Raw genomic sequence first — 21599 nt, 5'->3', positions numbered from 1 at the left:
CCTATCGATGCCGGTGGCGACGCGCCCTGTCTGCGCTGGCGTTGTTCACTGTTGGAGGTGCGTGGCAGAATGGTGCGGAGGCATTGACAACCACTGGCTTGGCCATGCCCTGATTCTGGATTCTTCATCGAGAGGTGCCTTGTGACCGCGCGTTCCACCGGCGACAACCCGACCACCGCTGAGCAGCCCGACGGCGCCAAGAAGACCACTCGCACCCGGAAGCCGGCGACGACGAAGGCAACTGCGACCAAGGCAACTGCGGCTACCACCGAGCCCCCGGCGAAGGCCCCCGCCAAGAAGGCCGCCACCAAAACGACCCCTGCGAAGAAGACCACCGCGAAGTCCACCCCGAAGAAGACGACCGCCAAGAAGGCGGCCGAGGTCGACGAGGTGCCGGTGAGCGAGCTGACCGTCGCCGAAACCTTGCAGCAGGTGGAGATCGAGGCTGACGTCGAACTCGACGGCGATGACCTGGTGATCACTGTCGGTGGCAAGAAGAAGGACGCCAAGGCGCGCCTGGACGAGGTTGACGACGCCGACTTCACCCCCGAGGAGGCGGCGAAGGATGAGAAGGAGTTGACCAAGGAAGGCTTCGTGATGAACGAGGCCGACGACACCGACGAACCCGAGGTGCAGGTGACCGCCGCCGGCGCCACCGCCGACCCGGTCAAGGACTACCTGAAGCAGATCGGCAAGGTCGCCCTGCTGAACGCCGAGCAGGAGGTCGACCTGGCCAAGCGCATTGAGGCCGGCCTGTTCGCCGACGAGCAGCTCAGCGACGCGACCGTGAACATCAAGCCGGTCGACCTCGACGACTTCGAGTGGATCGCCGAGGACGGCCGCAAGGCCAAGAATCACCTGCTGGAGGCGAACCTGCGCCTGGTCGTCTCGCTGGCCAAGCGCTACACCGGCCGCGGCATGTTGTTCCTGGACCTCATCCAGGAGGGCAACCTGGGCCTGATCCGTGCGGTGGAGAAGTTCGACTACACCAAGGGCTACAAGTTCTCGACCTACGCGACCTGGTGGATCAAGCAGGCCATCACCCGCGCCATGGCCGACCAGGCCCGCACCATCCGCATTCCCGTGCACATGGTCGAGGTCATCAACAAGCTGGCACGCGTGCAGCGCCAGATGCTGCAGGACCTCGGTCGTGAACCCACCCCCGAGGAACTGGCCAAGGAACTCGACATGACCCCCGAGAAGGTCGTCGAGGTCCAGAAGTACGGCCGCGAACCGATCTCGCTGCACACCCCGCTGGGTGAGGACGGCGACTCCGAGTTCGGTGACCTGATCGAGGACTCCGAGGCGATCGTCCCGGCCGATGCGGTGAACTTCACCCTGCTGCAGGAGCAGTTGCACGACGTGCTCGACACCCTCTCCGACCGTGAGGCCGGCGTGGTCAGCATGCGGTTCGGCCTGACCGACGGCCAGCCCAAGACCCTCGACGAAATCGGCAAGGTCTACGGCGTCACCCGTGAGCGGATCCGCCAGATCGAGTCGAAGACCATGTCGAAGCTGCGCCACCCGTCTCGTTCGCAGGTCCTCAGGGACTACCTCGACTGACACGCCTGGGCCCCACCCGGGGCGGCGTGACCCGTCGTTGCGCGACGATTGTGTGACAGTCGCGCGGTGTTGCCCCCGTCACTTGAACCCATCGCCTACGGTGGGGGCAGGACGACACCCCGGCGCGGGTGATGTACCCACTGCAGGTTCTGGAACAAACCTCGCCGTCCAGGCGTTGGTACCCAGTGATCAACCTTGAGAAGGAGAGGCCACCGATGAGTTCTGCAACTGTCGAAGAGACCACCCTCGACGCATCCAACCGGTGCGATCGTTGTGGTGCCCAGGCCTACCTGCGCGTCACCCTCAACAGCGGCGGACAGCTGCTGTTCTGCGCCCACCACGGCCGGGCCCACCACGACAAGCTCCAGCAGGTCGCGTTGACGATCCAGGACGAGACCGCTCGCCTGGACTGACCGAAGGCGATAGCAGCACCAGGGCCCCCGGCTGAATGCCGGGGGCCCTGTCACATCCTCAGGCCTGTTCGGTGGTGCCCCGCACCATCCGGATGTTCGACCGGGCACCCAGGTCATCGGGCAGCCGGCGGCGTCCACCATCGGCGGCGAAACCGTGCCGCTCGTAGAAGCCGATCGCCCGCTGGTTGCCCTCCAGCACCCACAGGTGGGCCGGTGCGTCGCCGATCGCCATCTCGAGCAGCCGGTCGGCAATGCCGGAACCCTTGGCCACGTCCAGCAGGTAGAACAGGTGCAACTCCAGCGGGGTCGGCGCGTCGGCGTCGTCGCTGACCCGCGAATGGGCCAGCCCGACGAGCCGTTCGTCCTCGACCTCAGCCTGGCTGTCGACCACCACCCAGAAGTAGCCGCCCCGGCGGTTGGCCTCGTCCCAGCGCCTCGCCGACGCACCGACCAGCTGGTCCTGCCGGTCGAAGACCTCGTCGCTGAAGGGGAAACTCTCCCGCCAGGCCCTGGCCATCACCCGGGCCGCGGGCAGCAGTTCCTCGGCGGCGGCCTGCTTGATCCGGAATCGTCCACTCAGGGGTCTCATGCCAGCAGCGTAACGGGAGCCCCGTCGGCCCGCCGCGAGCCTGACCAGGTCGTGTCGGTGGTCGCGGCTATCATCTCGGGGTGGCTCAGAATCACCCCCAGCACGCCGGACGCGACTACGAGGCCAAGCACCTGTTGGTGCTCGAAGGCCTGGAAGCCGTGCGCAAACGCCCCGCCATGTACATCGGCTCCACCGACACCAAGGGCCTGATGCACTGCCTGTGGGAGATCATCGACAACGCCGTGGACGAGGCGCTGGGCGGCTTCGGTGACCGGATCACCGTCGACCTGCGCCAGGACGGGTCCATCGTCGTGGCCGACGTGGCCCGCGGCATTCCGGTCGACAAGGAACCCCGCACCGGCCTGTCGGGCGTCGAGGTCGTGTTCACCAAGCTGCATGCCGGTGGCAAGTTCGGCTCGGGCACCTACAACGCCACCGGTGGCCTGCACGGCGTGGGCGCGTCGGTGGTCAATGCGCTCAGTTCGCGCCTCGACGTCGAGGTGGACCGCAACTCCAAGACCTATGCGATCAGCTTCCGTCGCGGTGTGCCGGGGGTCTTTGACGGCGACGGCCCCGATGCCCCCTTCACCCCGGCGAGCGGGTTGCGTGAGGTCGGCAAGGTCAAGCGGGGCCTCACCGGCACCCGGGTGCGGTACTGGCCCGACCGCCAGATCTTCCTCAAGGATGCCCAGCTGTCCTGGGACCACCTGGTCAACCGGGCTCGGCAGACCAGCTTCCTCGTCCCCGGGTTGCGGCTGGAGATCAACGACCACCGCCACGGTGAGGAGATCAGCGAGGCCTTCCAGCACGACGGCGGCATCAGTGAGTTCTGCGACTACCTCGCCCCTGGCGAACAGGTCAGCGACGTGCTGCGACTGCAGGGCAGCGGCGAGTTCACCGAGACCGTGCCGATGCTCGATGACAATGGGGCGATGACCCCCACCGACGTCGACCGGGTCGTCGAGATCGACGTGGCCCTGTGCTGGACCAACTCCTACGACACGGTCGAGCGGTCGTTCGTCAACGTCGTCGCCACCCCCAAGGGCGGCACCCATGTCAGCGGCTTCGAGCAGGGCCTGACCAAGGCCTTCACCCAGGCACTCGGCAACAGCCGCATCCTGAAGGCCGGTGAGGAGATCGTCAAGGAGGACATCCTCGAGGGCCTCACCAGCGTGGTGACGGTACGGCTGGCCGAACCCCAGTTCGAGGGCCAGACCAAGGAAGTGCTCGGCACCCCGCCCGTGCGGCGGCTGGTGGCCCGTGCGGTGGAATCCGAGATGAGCAGCTGGCTGACCGCCAACAAGTCCAAGGCGCAGGCCCGCACCGTGATGGAGAAGGTGGCCAACGCCTCACGGGCCCGGGTCGCGGCCCGCATCCACAAGGAGAACCAGCGCCGCAAGACCGCGCTGGAATCATCCTCGTTGCCGCCCAAGCTGAAGGACTGCCGCAGCACCGACACCGACCGGACCGAACTGTTCATCGTCGAGGGTGACTCGGCCCTCGGCACCGCCAACGTGGCCCGCAACTCCGAGTTCCAGGCGCTGCTGCCGATCCGCGGGAAGATCCTCAACGTGCAGAAGGCCTCGGTGGCCGACATGCTCAAGAACGCCGAGTGCGCCAGCATCATCCAGGTCGTCGGTGGCGGGTCGGGGCGCAGCTTCGACCTCGACGCCACCCGCTACGGCAAGATCATCTTCATGGCCGACGCCGACTCCGACGGCGCCCACATCCGTTGCCTGCTGGCCACACTGTTCTTCAAGTACATGCGGCCCATGGTCGAGGCCGGTCGGGTGTACTCGGCGGTGCCGCCGCTGCACCGCTTCGAACTGGTCAACCCCAAGCGTGGGTATGACAAGTACATCTACACCTACTCCGAAGCGGAGTACCAGCGGAAGCTGGCCGAGCTGACCAAGAAGGGCCAGAACTTCAAGGAGCCGCAGCGCTACAAGGGCCTGGGTGAGATGGACGCGAGCCAGCTGAAGGAAACCACCATGGACCCCCAGCACCGCACCCTGCGCCGGATCACCGTCGACGAGGCCGAAGAGGCCGAACGGGTCTTCGAGATGCTGATGGGCAATGAGGTGGCCCCCCGCAAGGAGTTCATCATCGACGGCGCCTACGCCATCGACGCGGAGACCATCGACGCCTGAGCCGCGATGATGTCATGTGGTGTTAACCCGGCAACCAGCTCGCCAGGCCCTAGATTGCTGGGGTGAGCACCACCTCTGAGAATGAACTGGCCACGGTCACGGCACTGGAGGCCGCACCACCCTCCTCACCGCGCAGCATCCTGGCGTGGGCGATGTGGGACTGGGGGACCCAGCCCTTCAACACCGTCATCACCACCTTCGTGTTCGCGGTGTACCTGACCAGCAGTTCCTTCGGTGAGACGAACCACACCTCCCAGTCGCTGTCGCTGTCGACGGCTCTGGCCGGCATCGTGGTGGCCCTGCTGGCACCGGTGCTGGGCCAGTCGGCCGACCGCAACGGACGAAGCGTCTTCCACCTGCGCTGGCAGACCTGGCTGCTGGCCGCGATCTCGGCAGCGTTGTTCTTCATCGCACCGTCGCCGGAGTTCCTGTGGCCGGGGCTGATCATGCTCGGGGTCGGGTCGATCATCTCCGAACTGGCCGGGGTGAACTACAACTCGACCATCGACCAGGTGGCGACCACCAGGAACATCGGTCGGGTGTCCGGCTTGGGCTGGGGGATGGGCTACCTCGGCGGCATCCTGGTGCTGCTGCTGATCTACTTCGTGTTCATCGCGCCGGGGAACCTCGACAACGGCCTCGACATTCGCTACTCGATGATCGTGTGCGGGGTGTGGACGCTGGTCTTCACCATCCCCACCTTCCTGATGCTGCGCGACAAGCCCGCCCAGGCCAACCGGCCCAAGGTCGGCATCGTCGAGAGCTACCAGCTGCTCGGCGGCACCATCGCCCGGCTGTGGCGGGAACGCCGCCAGACGTTCTGGTTCCTGCTGGCCTCGGCGCTGTTCCGTGACGGGCTCGCCGGTGTGTTCGCGTTCGGCGCGGTGATCGCGGCCGGCACCTTCGGGTTCTCGGCCGGCGACGTGATCATCTTCGGTGCGGCGGCCAACATCGTCGCCGGGTTGTCGACCATCGCGTTCGGGCTGCTGGACGACTGGGTCGGTCCGCGCCGGGTGATCCTGGTGTCCCTGGCATCGCTGAGCCTGCTGGGCCTGGGCATCTTCTTCCTGCACGACGGCGGCACCACCACCTTCTGGGTGCTCGGCCTGGCCATGTGCCTGTTCGTCGGGCCGGCGCAGTCGGCCAGCCGCAGCTTCCTGGCCCGGCTGATCCCCGAGGGACGCACCGGTGAGCTGTTCGGCCTCTACGCCACCACCGGGCGAGTGGTCTCGTTCCTGTCGCCGGCGATGTTCGGCCTCGCGATCGGGCTCGGCGCCCTGGTCACCGGCCAGAGCAACACCCAGTACTGGGGCATCCTCGGGATCGTCGTGGTGCTGTTCGCCGGCTGGATCGCCATGATGTTCGTCAAGGAGCACGACGAGCACGGCAGCATGTAGCTCTGCGGGGGATGACCCCCTGCACCCCCAGAACGGTTCGGCAAAGGCTGGCGGCATGACTGAGTTCCTGCCCGCGCTGCCCGAAGACCAGATCACGTCCGTGCTGGTCGTGGTGGCCCATCCCGACGACGCCGAGTACGGGTTGTCAGCTGCGGTGAACCGCTGGGTGCGTTCCGGCATCAGCGTGTCCTACCTGCTGCTGACCAGCGGTGAGGCGGGCATGCAGATCCCACCCGAAGAGGTGGGTCCGCTGCGTGCGGCCGAACAGCGCGCCGCCTGTGACACCGTGGGCGTGGAGGACCTGGTCATCCTCAACCACCCCGACGGGATGCTCAACGACCACCTGGCCCTGCGCAAGGACATCGCCCGCCGCATCCGTGAGGTGCGTCCCGATGCAGTGGTGACCATGACCTGGGCAGCCGAAGTGCAGTGGGGACTCAACCAGGCCGACCACCGGGTCGCCGGCCTGGCGACCCTCGACGCGGTCCGTGACGCCGACAACACCTGGGTCTTCCGTGACCTGGCCACCGAGGAGAACCTGCCCAAGTGGGGCACCCGCTGGCTGCTGGTCTCCGGAGTCGAACCCACCCACGTGGTGCCGGTGGACCAGGTCGACGTCGATGCCTCGGTCGCCTCCCTGAACTGCCACCGGGAATACCTCGCCGCCATTCCCGGGCACCCGGCACCGGCCGAGTTCATTCCCGAGATGCTGCGCCAGGGCGGGGCCGCCGGGGGAGTCGAGTACGGCGTGGCGCTGCGCGCCTACCAACTGATCGGCGACTGACTCCCTCGTCCGGCCTCAGACGACTTCGTCGAGTAGCCCGGTGTCGACGTCGTACATGAACCCGCCCACCTCGGCCAGGCCCGTGATCAGCGGGTGGCTGCGCAGGGTGCGCACGTCGTGGGTCAGCGCCGACAGCTGGTCGGTGGTCGCACCCAGCACCATGCCGCGGATGTCGGTGCCGTCGCGCTCCAGGATCGACTCGGCGATCTGCTGGTCCGACCCCGAGGCCATCGCGCAGCGGGTGTGCGGCACCACCATGATCCGGTTGACGTTCAGCAGGTGCACCCCGAGGATGCAGCCGACCGTCGCGTCCGGGGTGGCGCGGCCACCGGGGGTGCGCAGGATCTTGGCGTCACCGAGGTTCAGCCCCAGCATGCGCAGCGGCTCGATCCTGGAGTCCATGCAGGTCAGGACGAGGACGCCGGAGTGGGCCACACCGTCGAAGCCACCCTCCTGGAAGGTCTGCGCATAGCTCTGGTTGCGCGTCAGGAGATCATCAAAATTGCCCATGCGCCCACCCTAGACCCGGTGTCGTCACAGCAGGGTGTCCTGATCAGCAGTGGCGTCACCGTCATGCGGGTCACCACCGTCGTCCGACTCGGCGCCCGGCGCATCGGAAGCACCGGGGTGCGCCACGGCGGCGATGCTGCGGGTCGAGACGGCGGCAATCGGCATCGGGGACGGTGTGCCTGAGCCGTCGCGCTTGCCGGTGGCCGGGGGCAGGTCGATCGGGGAGCCGGAGGCCGCCGCCGCCACGGCCGGCTGCGCGCCGACCCAGCCGAGCAGCAGCACGTCCTCACCCTTCAGGAACTTGTGGCAGCGCACCCCACCGGTGCCGCGGCCCTTGCCGGGGTACTCACTGAACGGCGCCACCTTGACCTGGCCGGCCTGGGTGCCCGCCAACGCGCCCGACGAGCCCGACACGGTGACCACGACATCGCCCTCACCGGCCGGCCCGAACCAGATCGCCGAGGCACCGGCAGCCAGCCGGATGCCGGCCACACCACCGCCGCTGCGTCCCTGGGGGCGGACGACCTCGGCGGGGAAGTGCAGCAGTTGGGCATCGGAGGTGATGAACGCCAGCTCCACCGACTCGTCGACCAGCTCCACGGCGCCGATGACCTCGTCGCGCGGTTCGAGCCTGATCACGTCCCAGTCGTCCTTGCTGGCCAGGAATTCGGGGTTGACCCGCTTCACGACCCCCTGGGCGGTGCCCAGCGCCAGGCCGGCGGCGGACTCACCCAGCGAGGTCAGCCCGACCACCCGTTCGTCCTTGTTGAAGGCGAACAACTCCTTGGCGCGCGACCCGCCCTTGAGTGAACCGGCATGCGCGGTCAGCGGCACTGTCGGCAGGTCGATGGTGCTCATCTTCAGCAGCCGGCCCTGGTTGGTCAGCACCCCGAACTGGCCGCGAGTCGTGCTGCGGATCGCCGCGGTGACCACGTCGTGCGAGGCTCGCGGCCCCGTGCTCGGCAGGGCCTCGTGGGTGTCGACCCGCGCCAGCAGCCCCGCCGAACTGAGCAGCACCCAGCTGGGCCCGTCCGGGATCTCCAGGTCGGCCGGTGCGGCGGTGCTCGCCGCCACCCCACTGCTTTCCAGCAGCACCGTGCGGCGCGGGGTACCGAACTTCTTCGCGACCTCGGCGAGTTCGTCAGCGACCAGGTCCCTCAGGACCGACTCGTCGTCCAGGATCTTGTTCAGTTCGGCGATGGTGTTGAGCAACTCGTCACGTTCGGCTTCGAGTCGGATCGACGACAGCCGGGTCAACTGGCGCAACTGCATGTCAAGGATGTGGTTGGCCTGGGTCTCGGTCAGGTCGAACGCCTCGATCAACCGGGCCCGGGCCTCGGCGGCATCATCACTGGTGCGCACGATGGCGATCACGTCGTCGATGTCGACGATGGCCAGCAGCAGGCCCTCGACCAGGTGCAGCCGGGCATTCGCCTTGCCCAGGCGGAAGCGGGTGCGCCGCTCGGTGACCTCGAGGCGGTGGTCGAGGTAGACCTGCAGCATCTCGATCAGCCCCATCGTGCGGGGCTGGCCCTCGACCAGGGCGACCGAGTTGATCGAGAAGGAATCCTCGAGCTTGGTCAGCTTGAGCAACTGCTGCAGGAGCGCATCGGGGTTGATGCCGTTCTTGACCTCGATCACCAGCCGGGTGCCCTGGGCCAGGTCGGTGAGGTCCTTCACGTCGGCGATGCCGGTGACCTTCTTGGCCTGCACCAGCGCCTTGATCTGCTCGATGATCTTCTCGGGGCCGATCGTGTACGGCAGTTCGGTGACCACGATGCCCTTGCGGCGCGGCTGCACCTGCTCGATGCGGGTGGTGGCGCGGATCTTGAACGAGCCACGCCCGGTGGCATAGGCGTCCTGGATGCCATCCAGGCCGATGATCTTGCCGCCGGTGGGCAGGTCGGGCCCGGGGATGAACCGGGTGATCGCAGCCAGGTCAGCGTCGGGGTGCTTCAGCAGGTGGCGGCAGGCCTGGACCACCTCGACCAGGTTGTGCGGGGCGATGTTGGTGGCCATGCCCACCGCGATACCGGTGGCCCCGTTGACCAGCAGGTTCGGGAATGCGGCCGGCAGCACCGACGGCTCGACCTCGCGGCCGTCGTAGTTGGGTTTGAAGTCGACGGTGTCCTCGTCGAGCCCCGCGGTCATCGCCACCGCCGGCTCAGCCATGCGGCACTCGGTGTAACGCATCGCGGCCGGCCCGGCATCGAGCGAGCCGAAGTTGCCGTGGCCGTCGACCAACGGCAACCGCATCGACCACGGCTGCGCGGTGCGCACCAGCGCGTCATAGATCGCGGTGTCACCGTGGGGGTGCAGCACACCCATCACCTGGCCGACCACGCGTGCGCACTTCACGTGCCCCCGGTCGGGGCGGATGCCCATCTGGTCCATCGAGTAGAGGATGCGCCGCTGCACCGGCTTGAGGCCGTCACGGGCGTCGGGCAGGGCGCGGGAGTAGATCACCGAGTAGGCGTACTCCAGGAAGCTGGCCTCCATCTCGGCGGTGACATCGACGTCGATGATGCGTTCGACCTCTTCGTCGGTCCCGTTCCCGTTCTGCTCACTCGCCATCTGCCGGCCCGGCTCCTTCTGTGAGGTTCAGCTTGACTGCGCGGTCAACGGCACAGTCTCCCAAACCGGACGAGGCCGCGCGAAATCGGCGCGCCGTTCAGCTCGCCGGTCGCTCGTCCAGCGCCTGTCCACCGAGCATCGCCTTGACCTTGGGGGCCAGCGCGTCCCCGTCGGGGCCACGCACCTCCGGGACGGTGTGCGGGGTCCAGTGGACGTGGTTGGGGTCACCCAGGACGGTGGTGGTGCCGTGCGCCAGCACCTGCTGGGCCATCGTCAGCTGCCGGATCGCGATCGCCCGCACGTGGTCGGGCTGCAGGTCGGCGAACTCGCGGTACAGCATCGGGTCATGCTGGCCGTCGTCACCGATCAGCAGCCAGCGCACCTGCGGCAGGTCACGGGCCAGCTCGTGCAGCGAGCGGCGCTTGTGGTCGGGCCCACTGCGGAACCAGCCGGTGTTCGTGGGGCCCCAGTCGGTCAGCAGCATCGTCCCCTGGGGGTAGCCGTGCCGCTTCAGGAACCGGCGCAGGAACGGGTAGGTGTTCCAGGCCCCGGTCGAGACGTAGATGGTCGGCGCCCCCGGGTGCTCGGCCAGCACCTGCTGGTACATCCTGGCCATGCCCGGCACCGACTGGCGGGCCTGCTCGGTGACCACGAACGAGTTCCAGGCCGCGATCAGCATGCGCGGCAGCCAGGTGGAGATCACCGTGTCGTCAATGTCACTGATCAACCCGAAGGTCTGGTCGTCGGCCACCACCTGCACCGGCGCCTGGGCGGGACGCGACTCGGCCGACTGCAGGGTGACCTCGTGCCAACCGGCCCCCAGGCCCGCGTTCTTCACCCGGACGTCGATGTAGCCACCGCGGTCGGCCTCCACCTCGATGGTGTCGCCGCCGATGCTGACCCGCACCGTGGCCCGGGGCAGCGGGATGGCGGCGAAATTGCGCCAGCCGCGTCGGCGCAGGAAGTCATCAGCCACCCGCATCAGGTCCGAGCGGGGGGTCGCCGGCGCCAGGATCACCCGCCCCAGGATCCGCAGCTGGTCCGACGAGCCGTAACCGGCGTAGGGCACCACCGACTCCACCCAGCCGCGGCGGCGCATGCGCCCGCCCAACCAACGGCTGAAGCTCTCATCGAGTCGAGCACCCACGAAGGGACGATTCGTCATGGGGGCCAGCCTAGCGACTGGCAGCGTTCGGGAGCGTCGAGTGATCAGGGCTGTTGTGGGAGGATGGGCGGGTGCAGGCACCCATCATCGGACAGCTTCCCGAACCGCTGCGGAACAGCATCGTCGCATGCGGCTTCTTCCCCGACCTCGTCTCGGAATCGATCGCGCTGGCCTTGGCCGGTGAGGACCTGCGGGGCTTCCTGGTGCACCACGAACCCACCTTCACCGGTGAAGAGGTGCACCGCCACCTCTCGGTGATGCTGGTCACCCCCACCCGGCTCATCGTCGGGCACACCGACGAGTCGACCGACAACCCGACCCACAGCGTGCAGGCGATCACCTCCACCGAGTCGGTGGCCCTGTCCAAGATCAACTCGGTCACCGTCACCCGGGTGGTGGCCGAACCGCAGAAGGACGCCGGGGCGATCGTCGAGACCTGGCTGAGCATCGGCTGGGGAACCCTGCGCCGCATCGAGCTGGAACCAGCCCACTGTGGTGACCCGACCTGCGACGCCGACCACGGCATGTCCGGCTCGGCGGTCGCCGACGACCTGACCGTGCGCATGAGCCCGGCCGCCGATGGGGAGACCTCGGTGCGTGAGCTGATCGCTTTCGGGTCGACCCTGCAGCGGTCCGTCGCCGAGGCGGCCCGTTGATGGACGAGCCGCTGCTGCCGGCCTGGGGCGCCTCGACCCTGGCCGACCTGCTGCCCAGCCTGGCCGCCCACTTGGGAGTGGCCGACGCCCCGGCGACGCTGGACCTGCCCGCGAGCCGGCGCTACGTCCTCGTGCTGGTCGACGGCCTGGGCCTGGAGGTGCTGCAACGCTCGCTGGCGATGGCGCCCTACTGCGCCAGCCTCTTCGCCGACGCGATCCGGCTGACCGCGACTGTTCCCTCGACCACGGCGACGTCGCTGACGTCGTTGGGCACCGGCCTGGTGCCGGCCGAGCACGGCATCGTCGGCTACTCGTTCCGTGACCCGTTCACCGAGCAGGTGTTCAACTCGCTGGCCTGGAACACCCCCACCGAGGCCGAGCAGTTGCAGCCCCACGACACCTGGTTCGAACGGCTCTCCCTGGCCGGGGTCAGCAGCCACGCCGTGGTGCCGGTGCGTTTCGACGGCAGTGGCCTGACCCGCTCAGCGCTGCGCGGCCAGGTGGTCAGCGGCCTGGTCAGTGAGGACGATGAGGACGACGTGGTCACCCGTACCGTCGAGGCCTCCCGGGCCGGCGATCGCAGCCTGGTCTACGTCTACGAACGGATGTTGGACCACACAGGTCACGCCCACGGCGTCGACGACCCCGACTGGCGCGCGGAACTGATCCGGGTCGACGGCCTGCTCGAACGGCTTCGTGAGGAACTCGACGACGACGTCGTCCTGCTGGTCACCGGCGACCATGGCATGGTCGACGTGCCCGAGGAACGCAAGATCATCCTCGAGGACCACCCGGTGCTGGGCCAGGGCGTCGACCAGGTCGGCGGCGAGGGCCGCTTCCGGCAGCTGTACACCACCGACCCGGACGCGGTGGCCGGGCGCTGGGCCGAGTTCCTCGGCGACCGCGCCTGGGTGCGGACCCGCGAGCAGGCCCTGGCCGACGGCTGGTTCGGCGGCACCCCGACCGAGGGGGTCGCCAGCCGGATCGGGGACGTGGTGGTCGCCATGCGCGAGGACTGGGCGGTGATGAGCCTGGACCTGCCCGGGGAACTCGCCCTGGTCGGCATGCATGGGTCCCTGACCCCCGCGGAGATGCTCGTCCCGCTGTTGGTCGACGACGGTACCTACGAGGATGAATGGTGAGCGCTGAACCGTTGGACCTGCCCTGGGATGGCGACCACGCCCCGGGGGAACTGGTGTTCTTCTCCGGCCCGATGGACTGCGGCAAGTCGACCCTGGCGCTGCAGATGGCCCACACCCAGGCCGCGCACGGGCGCCGCGGGGCACTGTTCACCAGCCAGGACCGGTCGGGGGAGTCGGTGATCACCTCACGGATCGGGCTCAGCAGCCCCGCGGTCGAGGTCAGCGAGGAGTTCGACTTCTGGGCCCACGTGGTGGACCGGCTCAGCACCGGCACCAAGCTCGACTTCATGGTCTGCGACGAGGCCCAGTTCTACACCGCCGCCCAGATCGACCAGTTGGCCCGGCTCGTCGACGAACTCGGCGTTGACGTGTTCGCCTTCGGCATCATGGCCGACTTCCGCACCGAACTGTTCCCGGGCTCACGCCGACTGGTGGAACTGGCCGACCGGCTGGAGATGCTGCAGGTGCAGCCGCTGTGCTGGTGCGGTGCCCGGGCCACCCACAATGCGCGCGTGGTCGACGGCGTGATGATCACCGAGGGTTCGCAGGTGGTCGTCGGTGACACCGACGGTGGCGCCAGCGAGGTGCACTACGAGGTGTTGTGCCGCAAGCACCACCGCCGCCGGGTTACCAAGGAACTGTCCCGCGCGACCCTGTCGCCCGAAGTGCTGCCCTTCGAGGAGGAGACCCGATGAACCAGCCCGTGATCAGCCCCGTCACCCTGGACGACCTGCTCGCCGCCGGGTCACCGGCACGGGTGCTCGACGTCAGCTACTACCTGGGCCACCCCGGACGAGGGGAGTCCGCCTACCGAACGGCGCACATCCCGGGTGCGGTCTTCGTCGACCTCGAAGCGGTCTTCGCCGCCCACCCCGGCCCCGGTGGTGCTGGCGGGCGCCACCCGCTGCCCACTGGCGAGGTGCTGCAGGCGGGCCTGCGAGCAGCGGGCGTGAACGAGGGTGAGGCCATCGTCCTGGTCGACCAGGGCACCATGATGGGTGCCGCGCGGGCCTGGTGGGTGCTCACCGACGCCGGCCTCGAGGCGGTCCAGGTGCTCGCCGGTGGCATGCGGGCCTGGCAGGCCGCCGGTTACCCAGTGGCCACCGACGTGCCCGAGGTGGACTCCGGCGACATCACCATCAGCGGCCTCGGGCATCGTGAGCAGGTTGACGCCGCCGGGGTGGTCGCTGCCCTGGCAGACGGCCACCAGCTGGTTGACGTGCGCTCAGCCACCCGCTTCCGCGGTGAGGAGGAGCCGGTCGACCCGGTGGCGGGCCACATCCCGGGGGCCGTGAACCTGCCCGCCGACCGGCTCGAAGCACCCCAAGGGCTTCGTAGCGTCGAGGAACTGGCGCAGGAACTGAGCGGGCTGTCGGCCGGCGACGTGGTCAGCTGCGGCTCGGGCATCACCGCGGCGAAGGTCATCCTGGCCGCCGAGCAGGCCGGGGTCATTGGGCTGCGGCTCTACCCGGGCAGCTGGTCGGACTGGATCAGCGACCCCGATCGTGAGGTCGCCATCGGCGAGTGACCGGCCGAGGCACGGCAGCCGCCGGGCTCAGTCCTGGGGCTTCGGGCCGCCGAAGACGATTTCGTCCCAGCTCGGGATGCTGGCGCGTGACTTGCGTGAGCGGGGCTTCGGCTTCGGGGCGGGCGGCTCGTCGACGTCGACCAGGGGATCCTGCTCGGGTTCGGTCAGCGGCTTCTCGGGTTGCCCGGTCTCGACGGGGTTGGTGTCCTCGAGTTCCAGTTCCGCCGGGTTGACCGAATCGGGGATCCCGGCCGGCTTCGCGGGGGCCGGCTCGTCGGGTTCCTGCTCGTCGTCGGTGACCTGGTTGAGCAGGTCGTAGTCCAGGTCGTCGTCGACGACCGGGCGCGACAGGTCGGCATAGACGTTGACCGAGTCCTCGTCGAAGCTGCTCAGCATGTCGTAGAGCACGTCGAGCTGGGAGGCGTGGCCGACCAGGTCGTCCTGGGCTGCCTCGAGGCTCAAGCCGGGGTCCTCGTCGACCTGGACCTGCTCGATCGGCTGCGGGATGGGCCGGGCCGGGAACTCCGGGCCGGGTGCTGCGGTGTCCTGGCCGATGGTCTCTGAGCGACCCTCCAGCCCGACGGTGGGTTCGTCGTCCGGGTTGGGTGTGCGGACCGGGACCGGGGCGGCTGTGGGGGAGGGTTCGCCGATCAGTTCACGGGCCCAGTCGTCGCGGGCGATGCTGAACCGGCCGCGCAGGTCGAAACGGAAATGTGCCGTACGGGCCGAGTCATCCGTGCCATGGGTGGCCACGACCACCCAGTGGCGCTCGGGGTCACGCCAGGCGTCCCAGGTGAGGTCGGCCTCGTCCAGCCCTGCGGTGCGCAGGCCCTCGGCGACCACGTGCCGCAGGGCGCGCGCCGATGACGACTCGCCCTTGCGACGCACCGGGCAGGCCAGGGCCTGCCCGAGCACGTGTTCCCGCTCGGCGACCACGGGGGCCGCGAAGGGCTCGATCTGGTCCTCGGGGACCCCGGCGGCCTCGGCGACGGCCGCAAGTGATTCCCCGCCGCGGATGCGGGCCTGGATCTCACGTGGGCTGAGTGCACTGTCCATCCGAGTCTCCTGAGTGGGCTGTTCCGGCGGGTATGGGCCCGCCATCGCGTCAACCTATCAAGTGGTCGTGACGCCGTGCAGTCCCCGCGCGGTGAAGCATCAACGCGGGGTCGAGGCCGGGGTCACTCCCCGGTGCTGATGTGCCGGGTCTCGTGGGTGCTGTGCACGCGGTTGCGCTGGGCCTGGGCGATGAACGAGAAGATGATGGCGGCCACGCCGGCCACGATCAGGATCCAGCCCAGGATGCCGTCGGTGACGCCGGGCACGTCGACCTGCAGTGCCCAGTTGAGAACTGCGCCGATGACGATGAGCACGACGCCCATTCCGATCCACATGTGGTGCCTCCTTGTTTTGTGGTGCTGTCCGGTCGGACGGCCACCATGGTGTCGTGTCCGGCCCGCCGAACCCGCCCAGCCGCGCCAATGCAGGGCAAACGTTCAGGTTCGGGCGCTGGCTGCCCGACCCCGCCCGGCGGCCCGAGGTGGGCCCGAGGTGGGACTGCTGGTGGGGCCACTTGACACGTGTGATAGATATGACCGCGACATGGCCGCGAGCAGCAGGCCATCACGCAGGTGTGGAGAGGAAGACATGGCGACCGACTACGACGCGCCCCGCAAGACCGACGACGAGTCTCAGGAGGACTCGATCGAGGAACTCAAGAACCGGCGCAACGACGCCAAGTCGGGTGATGTCGACCAGGACGAGGTGGAGGCCGCCGAGTCGTTCGAGCTGCCGGGTGCCGACCTGTCCCACGAGGAACTCACCGTGCGGGTGCTGCCGCGCCAGGCCGACGAGTTCACCTGTGCGTCCTGCTTCCTGGTGAAGCACAAGAGCCAGATCGCCGAGGTCAAGGGCGACAAGATCTACTGCGTCGACTGCTACTGAGCTGGCCGGCGGCCGGGCAGGGCAGGCAGCCTCAGACCTTGACGACGGTGGGCAGGCCGTCGATGTCGTGACCCATGCGCATCGCCCGACGGGCAACGTGGCGGGTGGTGGCCAGCTGGGCTGCGCCCATGCCGACACCCGAGGACAGTGCCCAGATGAACGCCTCGGCCGTGGGGACCTCCGGGTCGCCCGGCTGCGGCGGCTCGTTGCCGGTGGCCAGCTTCCAGGCCGTCTTGAGCACCTTCTGGGTGACGATGGTCACCACGGCGCCCAGCGCGATCCCGTACACCTTCTGAATCAGCTTCTCCGAAAGGTCCATGGGCCCATCCTAGGGCGAGCCGGACGATGCGGGCAGTAGATTGGTCCCCATGAGCTCCACCCCGCCCGAGGCACCACACCACGATGAACGACTGACCGTCCCGGTGATGTGGTGGGTGGTACTGCTGTTCCTGGCCCTGACCTTCGTGGTGGCTGTCTGGGCAATCCTCGATGATGCCTGGGCGCTGAGCACCCTGGTGGTGTCCTTCGGCCTGGTCACAATGTTCCTGGTCAGCTACGGACGACCCCGGGTGCGCACCACCGACGCCGGGCTGGAGGCCGGGGGAGCGTCCATCGAGTGGCGCTACCTCAGCGGCGCCACGGCCCTGGACGTCGCGCAGTCCCGTGAGGCCCTCGCGGTGGCCGCCGGCGGTGGCAGCTGGATGCTGGTGCGCCCCTACCTGACCCGCTACGTCCGCGTCGACCTGGCCGACCCGGCCGACCCGTATCGCCACTGGCTGCTCTCCAGCCGTGACCCCCGGCACCTGGCCGCCGCCATCACCCGCCGCTGCAACGCAGAGCAGGTGGTCCATGACTGAGCCGCTGCCGCTCGAGGTGCACCTGCTCGATCCCGACCTGCCCGTGCCCGGCTACGCGCACCCCGGTGACGCCGGCGCGGACCTGCACGCCCGCGAGGACGTCACCCTGCAACCCGGGGAACGCCGGCTTGTCCCCACCGGGGTGGCGCTTGCCATCCCGGAGGGCTACGCCGGTTTCGTCCACCCCCGCTCGGGGCTGGCCGCCCGCCACGGGCTGGGCATGGTCAACGCCCCGGGCGTGATCGACGCCGGTTACCGCGGCGAGATCATGGTCAACCTGGTCAACCTCGACCGGCACACCGCGATCACCCTGCAGCGCGGTGACCGGGTCGCCCAACTGGTCATCCAACCCGTTGCCCGGGCCGACTTCCGGGTGGTTGAGCGCCTCGACGAGACCGCCCGCGGATCGGGCGGCCACGGCTCCTCCGGTGGCGTGGCCGGTTGGTAGACTCACCGAGGCACTCCGTTCCCCTTACCTGTCGAAAGGCCTCACCCGTGATCTTTGGTCGCAAGAAGAAGCGCAAGCTCGCCGAAGAGGACATCCTCGACGAGAACGACCTGCTCGACGAGGACGAGGTCGACCCCGACGACGAGGACTCCGACGACGACTCGGACGAGGACGACGAGGACCCTGAAGCCGACGAGTCGGACGACGATGACGACGACTCTGCTGAGGACGACGACGAAGAGGACGAGGACGACGAGGAGGATCTCGCCGACCACGACCTGCGCGAGGACGGCCCCTTCGACCTCGACGAGGTCGACCTGGACGCCGACGACATCGAGCGCCTCGACTTCGGCAGCGTGATCCTCACCCCGTTCGAGAACATGCAGATCCAGCTGCAGGTCGACCAGTCCACCAACCAGGTGCAGTCGGCGCTGGTGATGTACGAACAGTCAGCACTCGAGGTGGCGCTGTTCGCGGCCCCCGCCCGCACCTCCATGGTCAAGGAGATCACCGAGGACATGACCACCCAGACCGTCGCCGCCGGCGGTGAGGTGGAGATCAGCGACGGCCCCTTCGGCCCCGAGATCCGCCGCGTCATCCCGGTACAGGGTGAGGACGGTGAGCAGGCCTACCACGTCTCGCGTACCTGGTTCGCCCAGGGCCCGCGGTGGCTGCTGCGCGGTGTGTTGATGGGTGAGGCTGCCCTGACCGAGGGCTTCGAGGACGCCGGTGAACTGCTGTTCGAGTTCTTCTGCAACGTCGTGGTCCGCCGGGGCAGTGACCCCATGGTCCCCGGTGACCTCATCCCGATGACCCTGCCCGACGGCATCGCGCCGCAGGCAGAACCGGCCACCGAGTGAGCTGACGGCCATGGGCACCTCGGAGACCACGCGCCCACCGGTGGGGATGTGGGGGCGGGCCGTGCGCCGGCTCACCTCGTCCCACAATGAGTATGAGAACGACCAACTGGCCGAACTCGCCCGCCAGTCGGGCTGCGAGGCGCTCTCGGAGTGCCGGGTGCGCCAGCTCGTCACCCTGCATGGGCGCATCGGCAGCGTCACCCTCAGCCCCCGCGGCGCGCGGTCATGGTTCGAGGCAAACCTCGAGGACGGCACCGGGGTGGTCACCCTAATCTGGATGGGACGGCGCAGCATCCCGGGGATTGATGCCGGGCGCATGCTGCGGGTCACCGGGCGGCTGGTCAGCCGGGGTCGCCGGATGGTGATCTACAACCCGCACTACGAGCTCGTCGCCTGAGCCCGGCCCGGCTCACAGCCAGGTTTCACGGTCCTCGTGGGACTGGGCCGGCGCACCGGGCTCGGGGCGGGCCCGCTGGACCAGCTGATCGGCCAGCACCTGCTCGAACTCGGGGGAGACCACGAACAGGGCCTCGTCGAGCGGCTCCATCACCCCGTCGCGCTGGGGGGCCATGCCGACCCCGTCGCGGATCACGGCCACCAGCACCGCGTCCCCGGGCAGGTGCAATTCGCGCAGCGGCATCCCGACGACTGGGCTCTGCTCGGGAATGGTCAGCTCGACCAGGTTGGCCGAACCCTCCCGGAAGGTGAACAGCCGCACCAGTTCACCGACGGTGACGGCCTCCTCGACCAGGGCACTCATCATCCGTGGGGTCGAGACGGCCACGTCGACGCCCCACTGCTCGTCGAACATCCACTCATTGCCGGGGTGGTTCACCCGGCTGACGGTGCGGGGCACACCGAACTCGGTCTTGGCCAGCAGGGAATGGACCAGGTTGGCCTTGTCGTCACCGGTGGCGGCGATGGACACGTCGAAGGTCTCCAACTGGGCCTCCTCCAGGGAGTCCAGTTCGCAGGCATCGGCCAGCAGCCAGTCGGCATTGGGCACCGATTCGGGCTTGACGGCATTGGGGTCACGTTCGATCAGCAGGATGTGGTGCCCGTTCTGCAGCAGTTCCTTGGCGATCGAGCGGCCCACATTCCCGGCCCCGACGATGGCAACACGCATCCTGACTCCTCAGCGACGCGCCGGCGCGGCGGCCAGCACGGACTCGACGGTACTGAGTGATTCGGTCTCCACGGCGGCGTAGACCAGGTCACCGTCCTGCAGGATGGTGGCCCGGTTGGGCACCAGGCCGCGGCCGAAGCGCAGCACGAACGGGATCGGGGTGCCCGCCGCCGCCTGCATGTCGTGCACCTTGTGGCCGATCCAGTCCTCATGGGTCTTGACCTGCACCAGTCGGACGTTGCCGGCCGGGTCACTCCACACCGGCTCGGTGCCCTCCGGCAGCAGCCCGCGCAGCACCTGGGTGGCGGCCCAGCGCACCGTGGCGACAGTGCGGATGCCGAGGCGCTCGTAGACCTCGGCACGGCCCTGGTCGTAGATGCGGGCGATCACATTGGTCAGGCCGAACTCCTCCCGGACGACCCTGGCCGCCAGGATGTTGGAGTTGTCGCCGCTGGAGACCGCCGCGAAACCGTCGGCCTCGCGGATGCCGGCACGCACCAGCACGTCGCGGTCGAAACCGACGCCCTTGACGGTGATGCCCTTGAACTCCGGGCCCAGCCGACGAAAGGCGTTCACGTCCTGGTCGACCACGGCCACCGAGTGGTTGCGCCGTTCCAACGACTTGGCCAGGCTCGAGCCGACTCGTCCGCAGCCCATGATCACGATGTGCACGCCCGCCTCCTTCAATGCCGTGCTCGGGGATCACGCTACCCCGCTAGGGTCGGGGGTGCTGACAGCCACCACCCCGAAAGGTGAACACCATGCCCATCCGCCTGGCGATGCTCGATGTCGACGGCACGATGATGCACCGTGACCAGTGGAACCCCGGCGCCCTCGACCTGATCGCGCTGCTGGCCGAGCGGGGAATCCGGGTGGCGCTGTGCTCGGGTCGCCCGACCGGGTCGCTGCGCACGATTGCCGGGCAGGTGCCGGCCATCAGCCTGGTCGCCGGCAGCAGCGGTGCCACCGTGATGGCCCGAGAATCGGACGAGGACGGCGCCGGCTGGCAGTTGCTCGGCCACCGCGCCCTGGCCGCCGGCGTGGTCGAGCGCGTACTGGCCGGGACCGACAAGGCCGGCATCGAGACCTGGTGCTACTCGGCGACCGAGTGGTTGGTGCGCAGCATCAGCGACAAGATTCGTGACGAGGAGACCTTCCTGGGTGATGTGCCGGTCCTCGACCCGGTTGTCGGGCGTGACGACATCGGCAAGGTGTTGCTGCTGCTGAACCATTCCGAGGCCACCGCCGAACTCGCCGCGTCGATCAACGAGTGGCCGGGGCTCTCGGTGGTGATGTCGTCCGATGTGTTCGCCGACGTGGTGCCCGAGATCGCCGCGCGCACCAAGGGCGGTGACCTGCTGATGGACCACCTCGGCCTCGGCTGGGACGAGGTGCTGGCCATCGGTGACGGGCACAACGACATCGGCATGCTGAGCCGGGCCGGGCATGCCGTCGCCGTGGCACCGCTGGACGAGGCGTCCCTGGGCGGTTCGGACACCGATCATCGCCGGGGGAGTGCAGCCAGCACCCTCGAGGCGCTGGAACTGGTCCGCGGCTGGCTGTGAGACTCAGCCGGCGGGGGGCTCAGTCGTCCACCGGACCGGCGGCGAGCTGGGCGCCGGGCAGTCCCTTGGCCGTGCCCTTGAGGCTGCGATAGGACCACACGGTCATCACCAGCAGCGCCAGCCACCCCAGCTCGTCGACCCGGGCCCGCAGCGTGTCGATGGAACCACCCAGTTCACCGACCGAGGGCAGCTTCACGTTCAGCACCAGCCACAACATGCCCAGCGCGAAGGTGATGAACAGCCCCGTCGCAGGATGGTCCGCCACCGCAGCCACTCATTCTCGGACAGCGGGGCGGACTGCTGGTCGCGTCGGTCACGCCCCACAGTCTGG

General features: G+C 68.7%; 25 protein-coding genes. 15 read left to right on the top strand and 10 right to left on the bottom strand.

What is annotated here, in order from left to right:
- Positions 1 to 93 precede the first annotated feature (93 nt).
- Positions 94 to 1563 (top strand): RNA polymerase sigma factor, encoded by a 1470-nt coding sequence (locus tag ACQE3C_RS01690; protein ID WP_434537572.1) that lies wholly within the window; start codon positions 94 to 96, stop codon positions 1561 to 1563.
- Between the two features lie 215 nt (positions 1564 to 1778).
- Complete coding sequence (locus ACQE3C_RS01685) at positions 1779 to 1976, top strand: DUF7455 domain-containing protein (protein WP_434537457.1); 198 nt, start codon at positions 1779 to 1781, stop codon at positions 1974 to 1976.
- 58 nt (positions 1977 to 2034) lie between these two features.
- Here the strand turns inward: ACQE3C_RS01685 and ACQE3C_RS01680 are convergent, their stop codons facing one another.
- Entirely contained in the window at positions 2035 to 2565 is a 531-nt protein-coding gene (locus ACQE3C_RS01680) for a GNAT family N-acetyltransferase (RefSeq protein ID WP_434537456.1), read from the bottom strand.
- An 80-nt stretch (positions 2566 to 2645) separates the two neighbouring features.
- On the opposite strand from ACQE3C_RS01680, the gene ACQE3C_RS01675 reads away from it, so the two are divergent.
- From ACQE3C_RS01675 to ACQE3C_RS01665, 3 genes are all read left to right on the top strand, one after another.
- Entirely contained in the window at positions 2646 to 4715 is a 2070-nt protein-coding gene (locus tag ACQE3C_RS01675) for a DNA gyrase/topoisomerase IV subunit B (protein ID WP_434537455.1), read from the top strand.
- Positions 4716 to 4777: 62 nt separating this feature from the next.
- Positions 4778 to 6112, top strand: a complete 1335-nt coding sequence (locus ACQE3C_RS01670; protein WP_434537454.1) for an MFS transporter — start codon at positions 4778 to 4780, stop codon at positions 6110 to 6112.
- Positions 6113 to 6167: 55 nt separating this feature from the next.
- Positions 6168 to 6896 (top strand): PIG-L deacetylase family protein, encoded by a 729-nt coding sequence (locus ACQE3C_RS01665; RefSeq protein ID WP_434537453.1) that lies wholly within the window; start codon positions 6168 to 6170, stop codon positions 6894 to 6896.
- 15 nt (positions 6897 to 6911) lie between these two features.
- Here ACQE3C_RS01665 and ACQE3C_RS01660 read toward each other — a convergent pair whose 3' ends face one another.
- The 3 genes from ACQE3C_RS01660 to ACQE3C_RS01650 form a co-directional block, all read right to left on the bottom strand.
- A complete protein-coding gene (locus ACQE3C_RS01660) occupies positions 6912 to 7406 on the bottom strand; it encodes a beta-class carbonic anhydrase (RefSeq protein ID WP_434537452.1) in 495 nt (164 codons plus the stop codon).
- 24 nt (positions 7407 to 7430) lie between these two features.
- Positions 7431 to 9980 carry a DNA gyrase/topoisomerase IV subunit A gene (locus ACQE3C_RS01655; protein ID WP_434537451.1) on the bottom strand — a complete coding sequence of 850 codons (2550 nt, stop codon included), beginning with the start codon at positions 9978 to 9980 and terminating at the stop codon, positions 7431 to 7433.
- 97 nt (positions 9981 to 10077) lie between these two features.
- Positions 10078 to 10956, bottom strand: a complete 879-nt coding sequence (locus ACQE3C_RS01650; protein ID WP_434537571.1) for an App1 family protein — start codon at positions 10954 to 10956, stop codon at positions 10078 to 10080.
- Positions 10957 to 11216: 260 nt separating this feature from the next.
- Here ACQE3C_RS01650 and ACQE3C_RS01645 point away from each other — a divergent pair, with 260 nt between their 5' ends.
- Genes ACQE3C_RS01645 through ACQE3C_RS01630 form a run of 4 tightly spaced genes read left to right on the top strand, consistent with a single transcriptional unit; the run spans position 11217 to position 14471 of the window.
- On the top strand, positions 11217 to 11801 hold the full coding sequence (locus tag ACQE3C_RS01645) for a DUF5998 family protein (protein ID WP_434537450.1): 585 nt from the start codon (positions 11217 to 11219) through the stop codon (positions 11799 to 11801).
- The gene (locus ACQE3C_RS01640; RefSeq protein WP_434537449.1) at positions 11801 to 12943 is read left to right on the top strand and encodes an alkaline phosphatase family protein; all 1143 of its coding nucleotides are present in this window, start codon (positions 11801 to 11803) and stop codon (positions 12941 to 12943) included. The genes ACQE3C_RS01645 and ACQE3C_RS01640 overlap by 1 nt, the downstream gene beginning before the upstream one ends.
- Positions 12940 to 13638, top strand: a complete 699-nt coding sequence (locus tag ACQE3C_RS01635; RefSeq protein WP_434537448.1) for a thymidine kinase — start codon at positions 12940 to 12942, stop codon at positions 13636 to 13638. The genes ACQE3C_RS01640 and ACQE3C_RS01635 overlap by 4 nt, the downstream gene beginning before the upstream one ends.
- Complete coding sequence (locus ACQE3C_RS01630; RefSeq protein WP_434537447.1) at positions 13635 to 14471, top strand: sulfurtransferase; 837 nt, start codon at positions 13635 to 13637, stop codon at positions 14469 to 14471. The genes ACQE3C_RS01635 and ACQE3C_RS01630 overlap by 4 nt, the downstream gene beginning before the upstream one ends.
- A 27-nt stretch (positions 14472 to 14498) precedes the next feature.
- Here ACQE3C_RS01630 and sepH read toward each other — a convergent pair whose 3' ends face one another.
- Positions 14499 to 15572, bottom strand: a complete 1074-nt coding sequence (sepH, locus tag ACQE3C_RS01625; RefSeq protein ID WP_434537446.1) for a septation protein SepH — start codon at positions 15570 to 15572, stop codon at positions 14499 to 14501.
- A gap of 77 nt (positions 15573 to 15649) precedes the next feature.
- Entirely contained in the window at positions 15650 to 15862 is a 213-nt protein-coding gene (locus ACQE3C_RS01620; protein WP_434537445.1) for a DUF6458 family protein, read from the bottom strand.
- A 253-nt stretch (positions 15863 to 16115) separates the two neighbouring features.
- On the opposite strand from ACQE3C_RS01620, the gene ACQE3C_RS01615 reads away from it, so the two are divergent.
- Positions 16116 to 16412, top strand: coding sequence for a DUF4193 domain-containing protein (locus ACQE3C_RS01615; protein WP_434537444.1), 297 nt, complete (start codon positions 16116 to 16118; stop codon positions 16410 to 16412).
- 31 nt (positions 16413 to 16443) lie between these two features.
- On the opposite strand, the gene ACQE3C_RS01610 is transcribed toward ACQE3C_RS01615, so the two are convergent.
- Positions 16444 to 16731, bottom strand: a complete 288-nt coding sequence (locus ACQE3C_RS01610; RefSeq protein ID WP_434537443.1) for a DUF4235 domain-containing protein — start codon at positions 16729 to 16731, stop codon at positions 16444 to 16446.
- 49 nt (positions 16732 to 16780) lie between these two features.
- Here ACQE3C_RS01610 and ACQE3C_RS01605 point away from each other — a divergent pair, with 49 nt between their 5' ends.
- The 4 genes from ACQE3C_RS01605 (at position 16781) to ACQE3C_RS01590 (ending at position 18974) form a co-directional block, all read left to right on the top strand.
- Complete coding sequence (locus ACQE3C_RS01605; RefSeq protein ID WP_434537442.1) at positions 16781 to 17269, top strand: DUF3093 domain-containing protein; 489 nt, start codon at positions 16781 to 16783, stop codon at positions 17267 to 17269.
- Positions 17262 to 17717 carry a dUTP diphosphatase gene (gene dut / locus ACQE3C_RS01600; RefSeq protein WP_434537441.1) on the top strand — a complete coding sequence of 152 codons (456 nt, stop codon included), beginning with the start codon at positions 17262 to 17264 and terminating at the stop codon, positions 17715 to 17717. The genes ACQE3C_RS01605 and dut overlap by 8 nt, the downstream gene beginning before the upstream one ends.
- A 110-nt stretch (positions 17718 to 17827) precedes the next feature.
- Positions 17828 to 18577, top strand: a complete 750-nt coding sequence (locus tag ACQE3C_RS01595; protein WP_434537570.1) for a DUF3710 domain-containing protein — start codon at positions 17828 to 17830, stop codon at positions 18575 to 18577.
- 10 nt (positions 18578 to 18587) lie between these two features.
- Positions 18588 to 18974: an OB-fold nucleic acid binding domain-containing protein gene (locus ACQE3C_RS01590; RefSeq protein ID WP_434537440.1), complete on the top strand. Its 387-nt coding sequence runs from the start codon at positions 18588 to 18590 to the stop codon at positions 18972 to 18974.
- Positions 18975 to 18986: 12 nt separating this feature from the next.
- On the opposite strand, the gene ACQE3C_RS01585 is transcribed toward ACQE3C_RS01590, so the two are convergent.
- Together ACQE3C_RS01585 and ACQE3C_RS01580 are read right to left on the bottom strand one after the other, a co-directional pair.
- Positions 18987 to 19703, bottom strand: a complete 717-nt coding sequence (locus ACQE3C_RS01585; RefSeq protein WP_434537439.1) for a potassium channel family protein — start codon at positions 19701 to 19703, stop codon at positions 18987 to 18989.
- A gap of 9 nt (positions 19704 to 19712) precedes the next feature.
- Entirely contained in the window at positions 19713 to 20360 is a 648-nt protein-coding gene (locus tag ACQE3C_RS01580) for a potassium channel family protein (protein ID WP_434537569.1), read from the bottom strand.
- Positions 20361 to 20464: 104 nt separating this feature from the next.
- Between ACQE3C_RS01580 and ACQE3C_RS01575 the strand changes: the two genes are divergently transcribed.
- Positions 20465 to 21268: an HAD hydrolase family protein gene (locus ACQE3C_RS01575; RefSeq protein WP_434537438.1), complete on the top strand. Its 804-nt coding sequence runs from the start codon at positions 20465 to 20467 to the stop codon at positions 21266 to 21268.
- Between the two features lie 19 nt (positions 21269 to 21287).
- Here the strand turns inward: ACQE3C_RS01575 and ACQE3C_RS01570 are convergent, their stop codons facing one another.
- A complete protein-coding gene (locus ACQE3C_RS01570; protein WP_434537437.1) occupies positions 21288 to 21542 on the bottom strand; it encodes a hypothetical protein in 255 nt (84 codons plus the stop codon).
- Positions 21543 to 21599 lie beyond the last annotated feature (57 nt).

It is taken from the genome of Aestuariimicrobium sp. Y1814 (genome assembly GCF_050113895.1).
In the GTDB taxonomy this organism is placed as follows: Bacteria; Actinomycetota; Actinomycetes; order Propionibacteriales; family Propionibacteriaceae; genus Aestuariimicrobium.
This window is presented reverse-complemented; position numbering and strand designations above follow the sequence as displayed.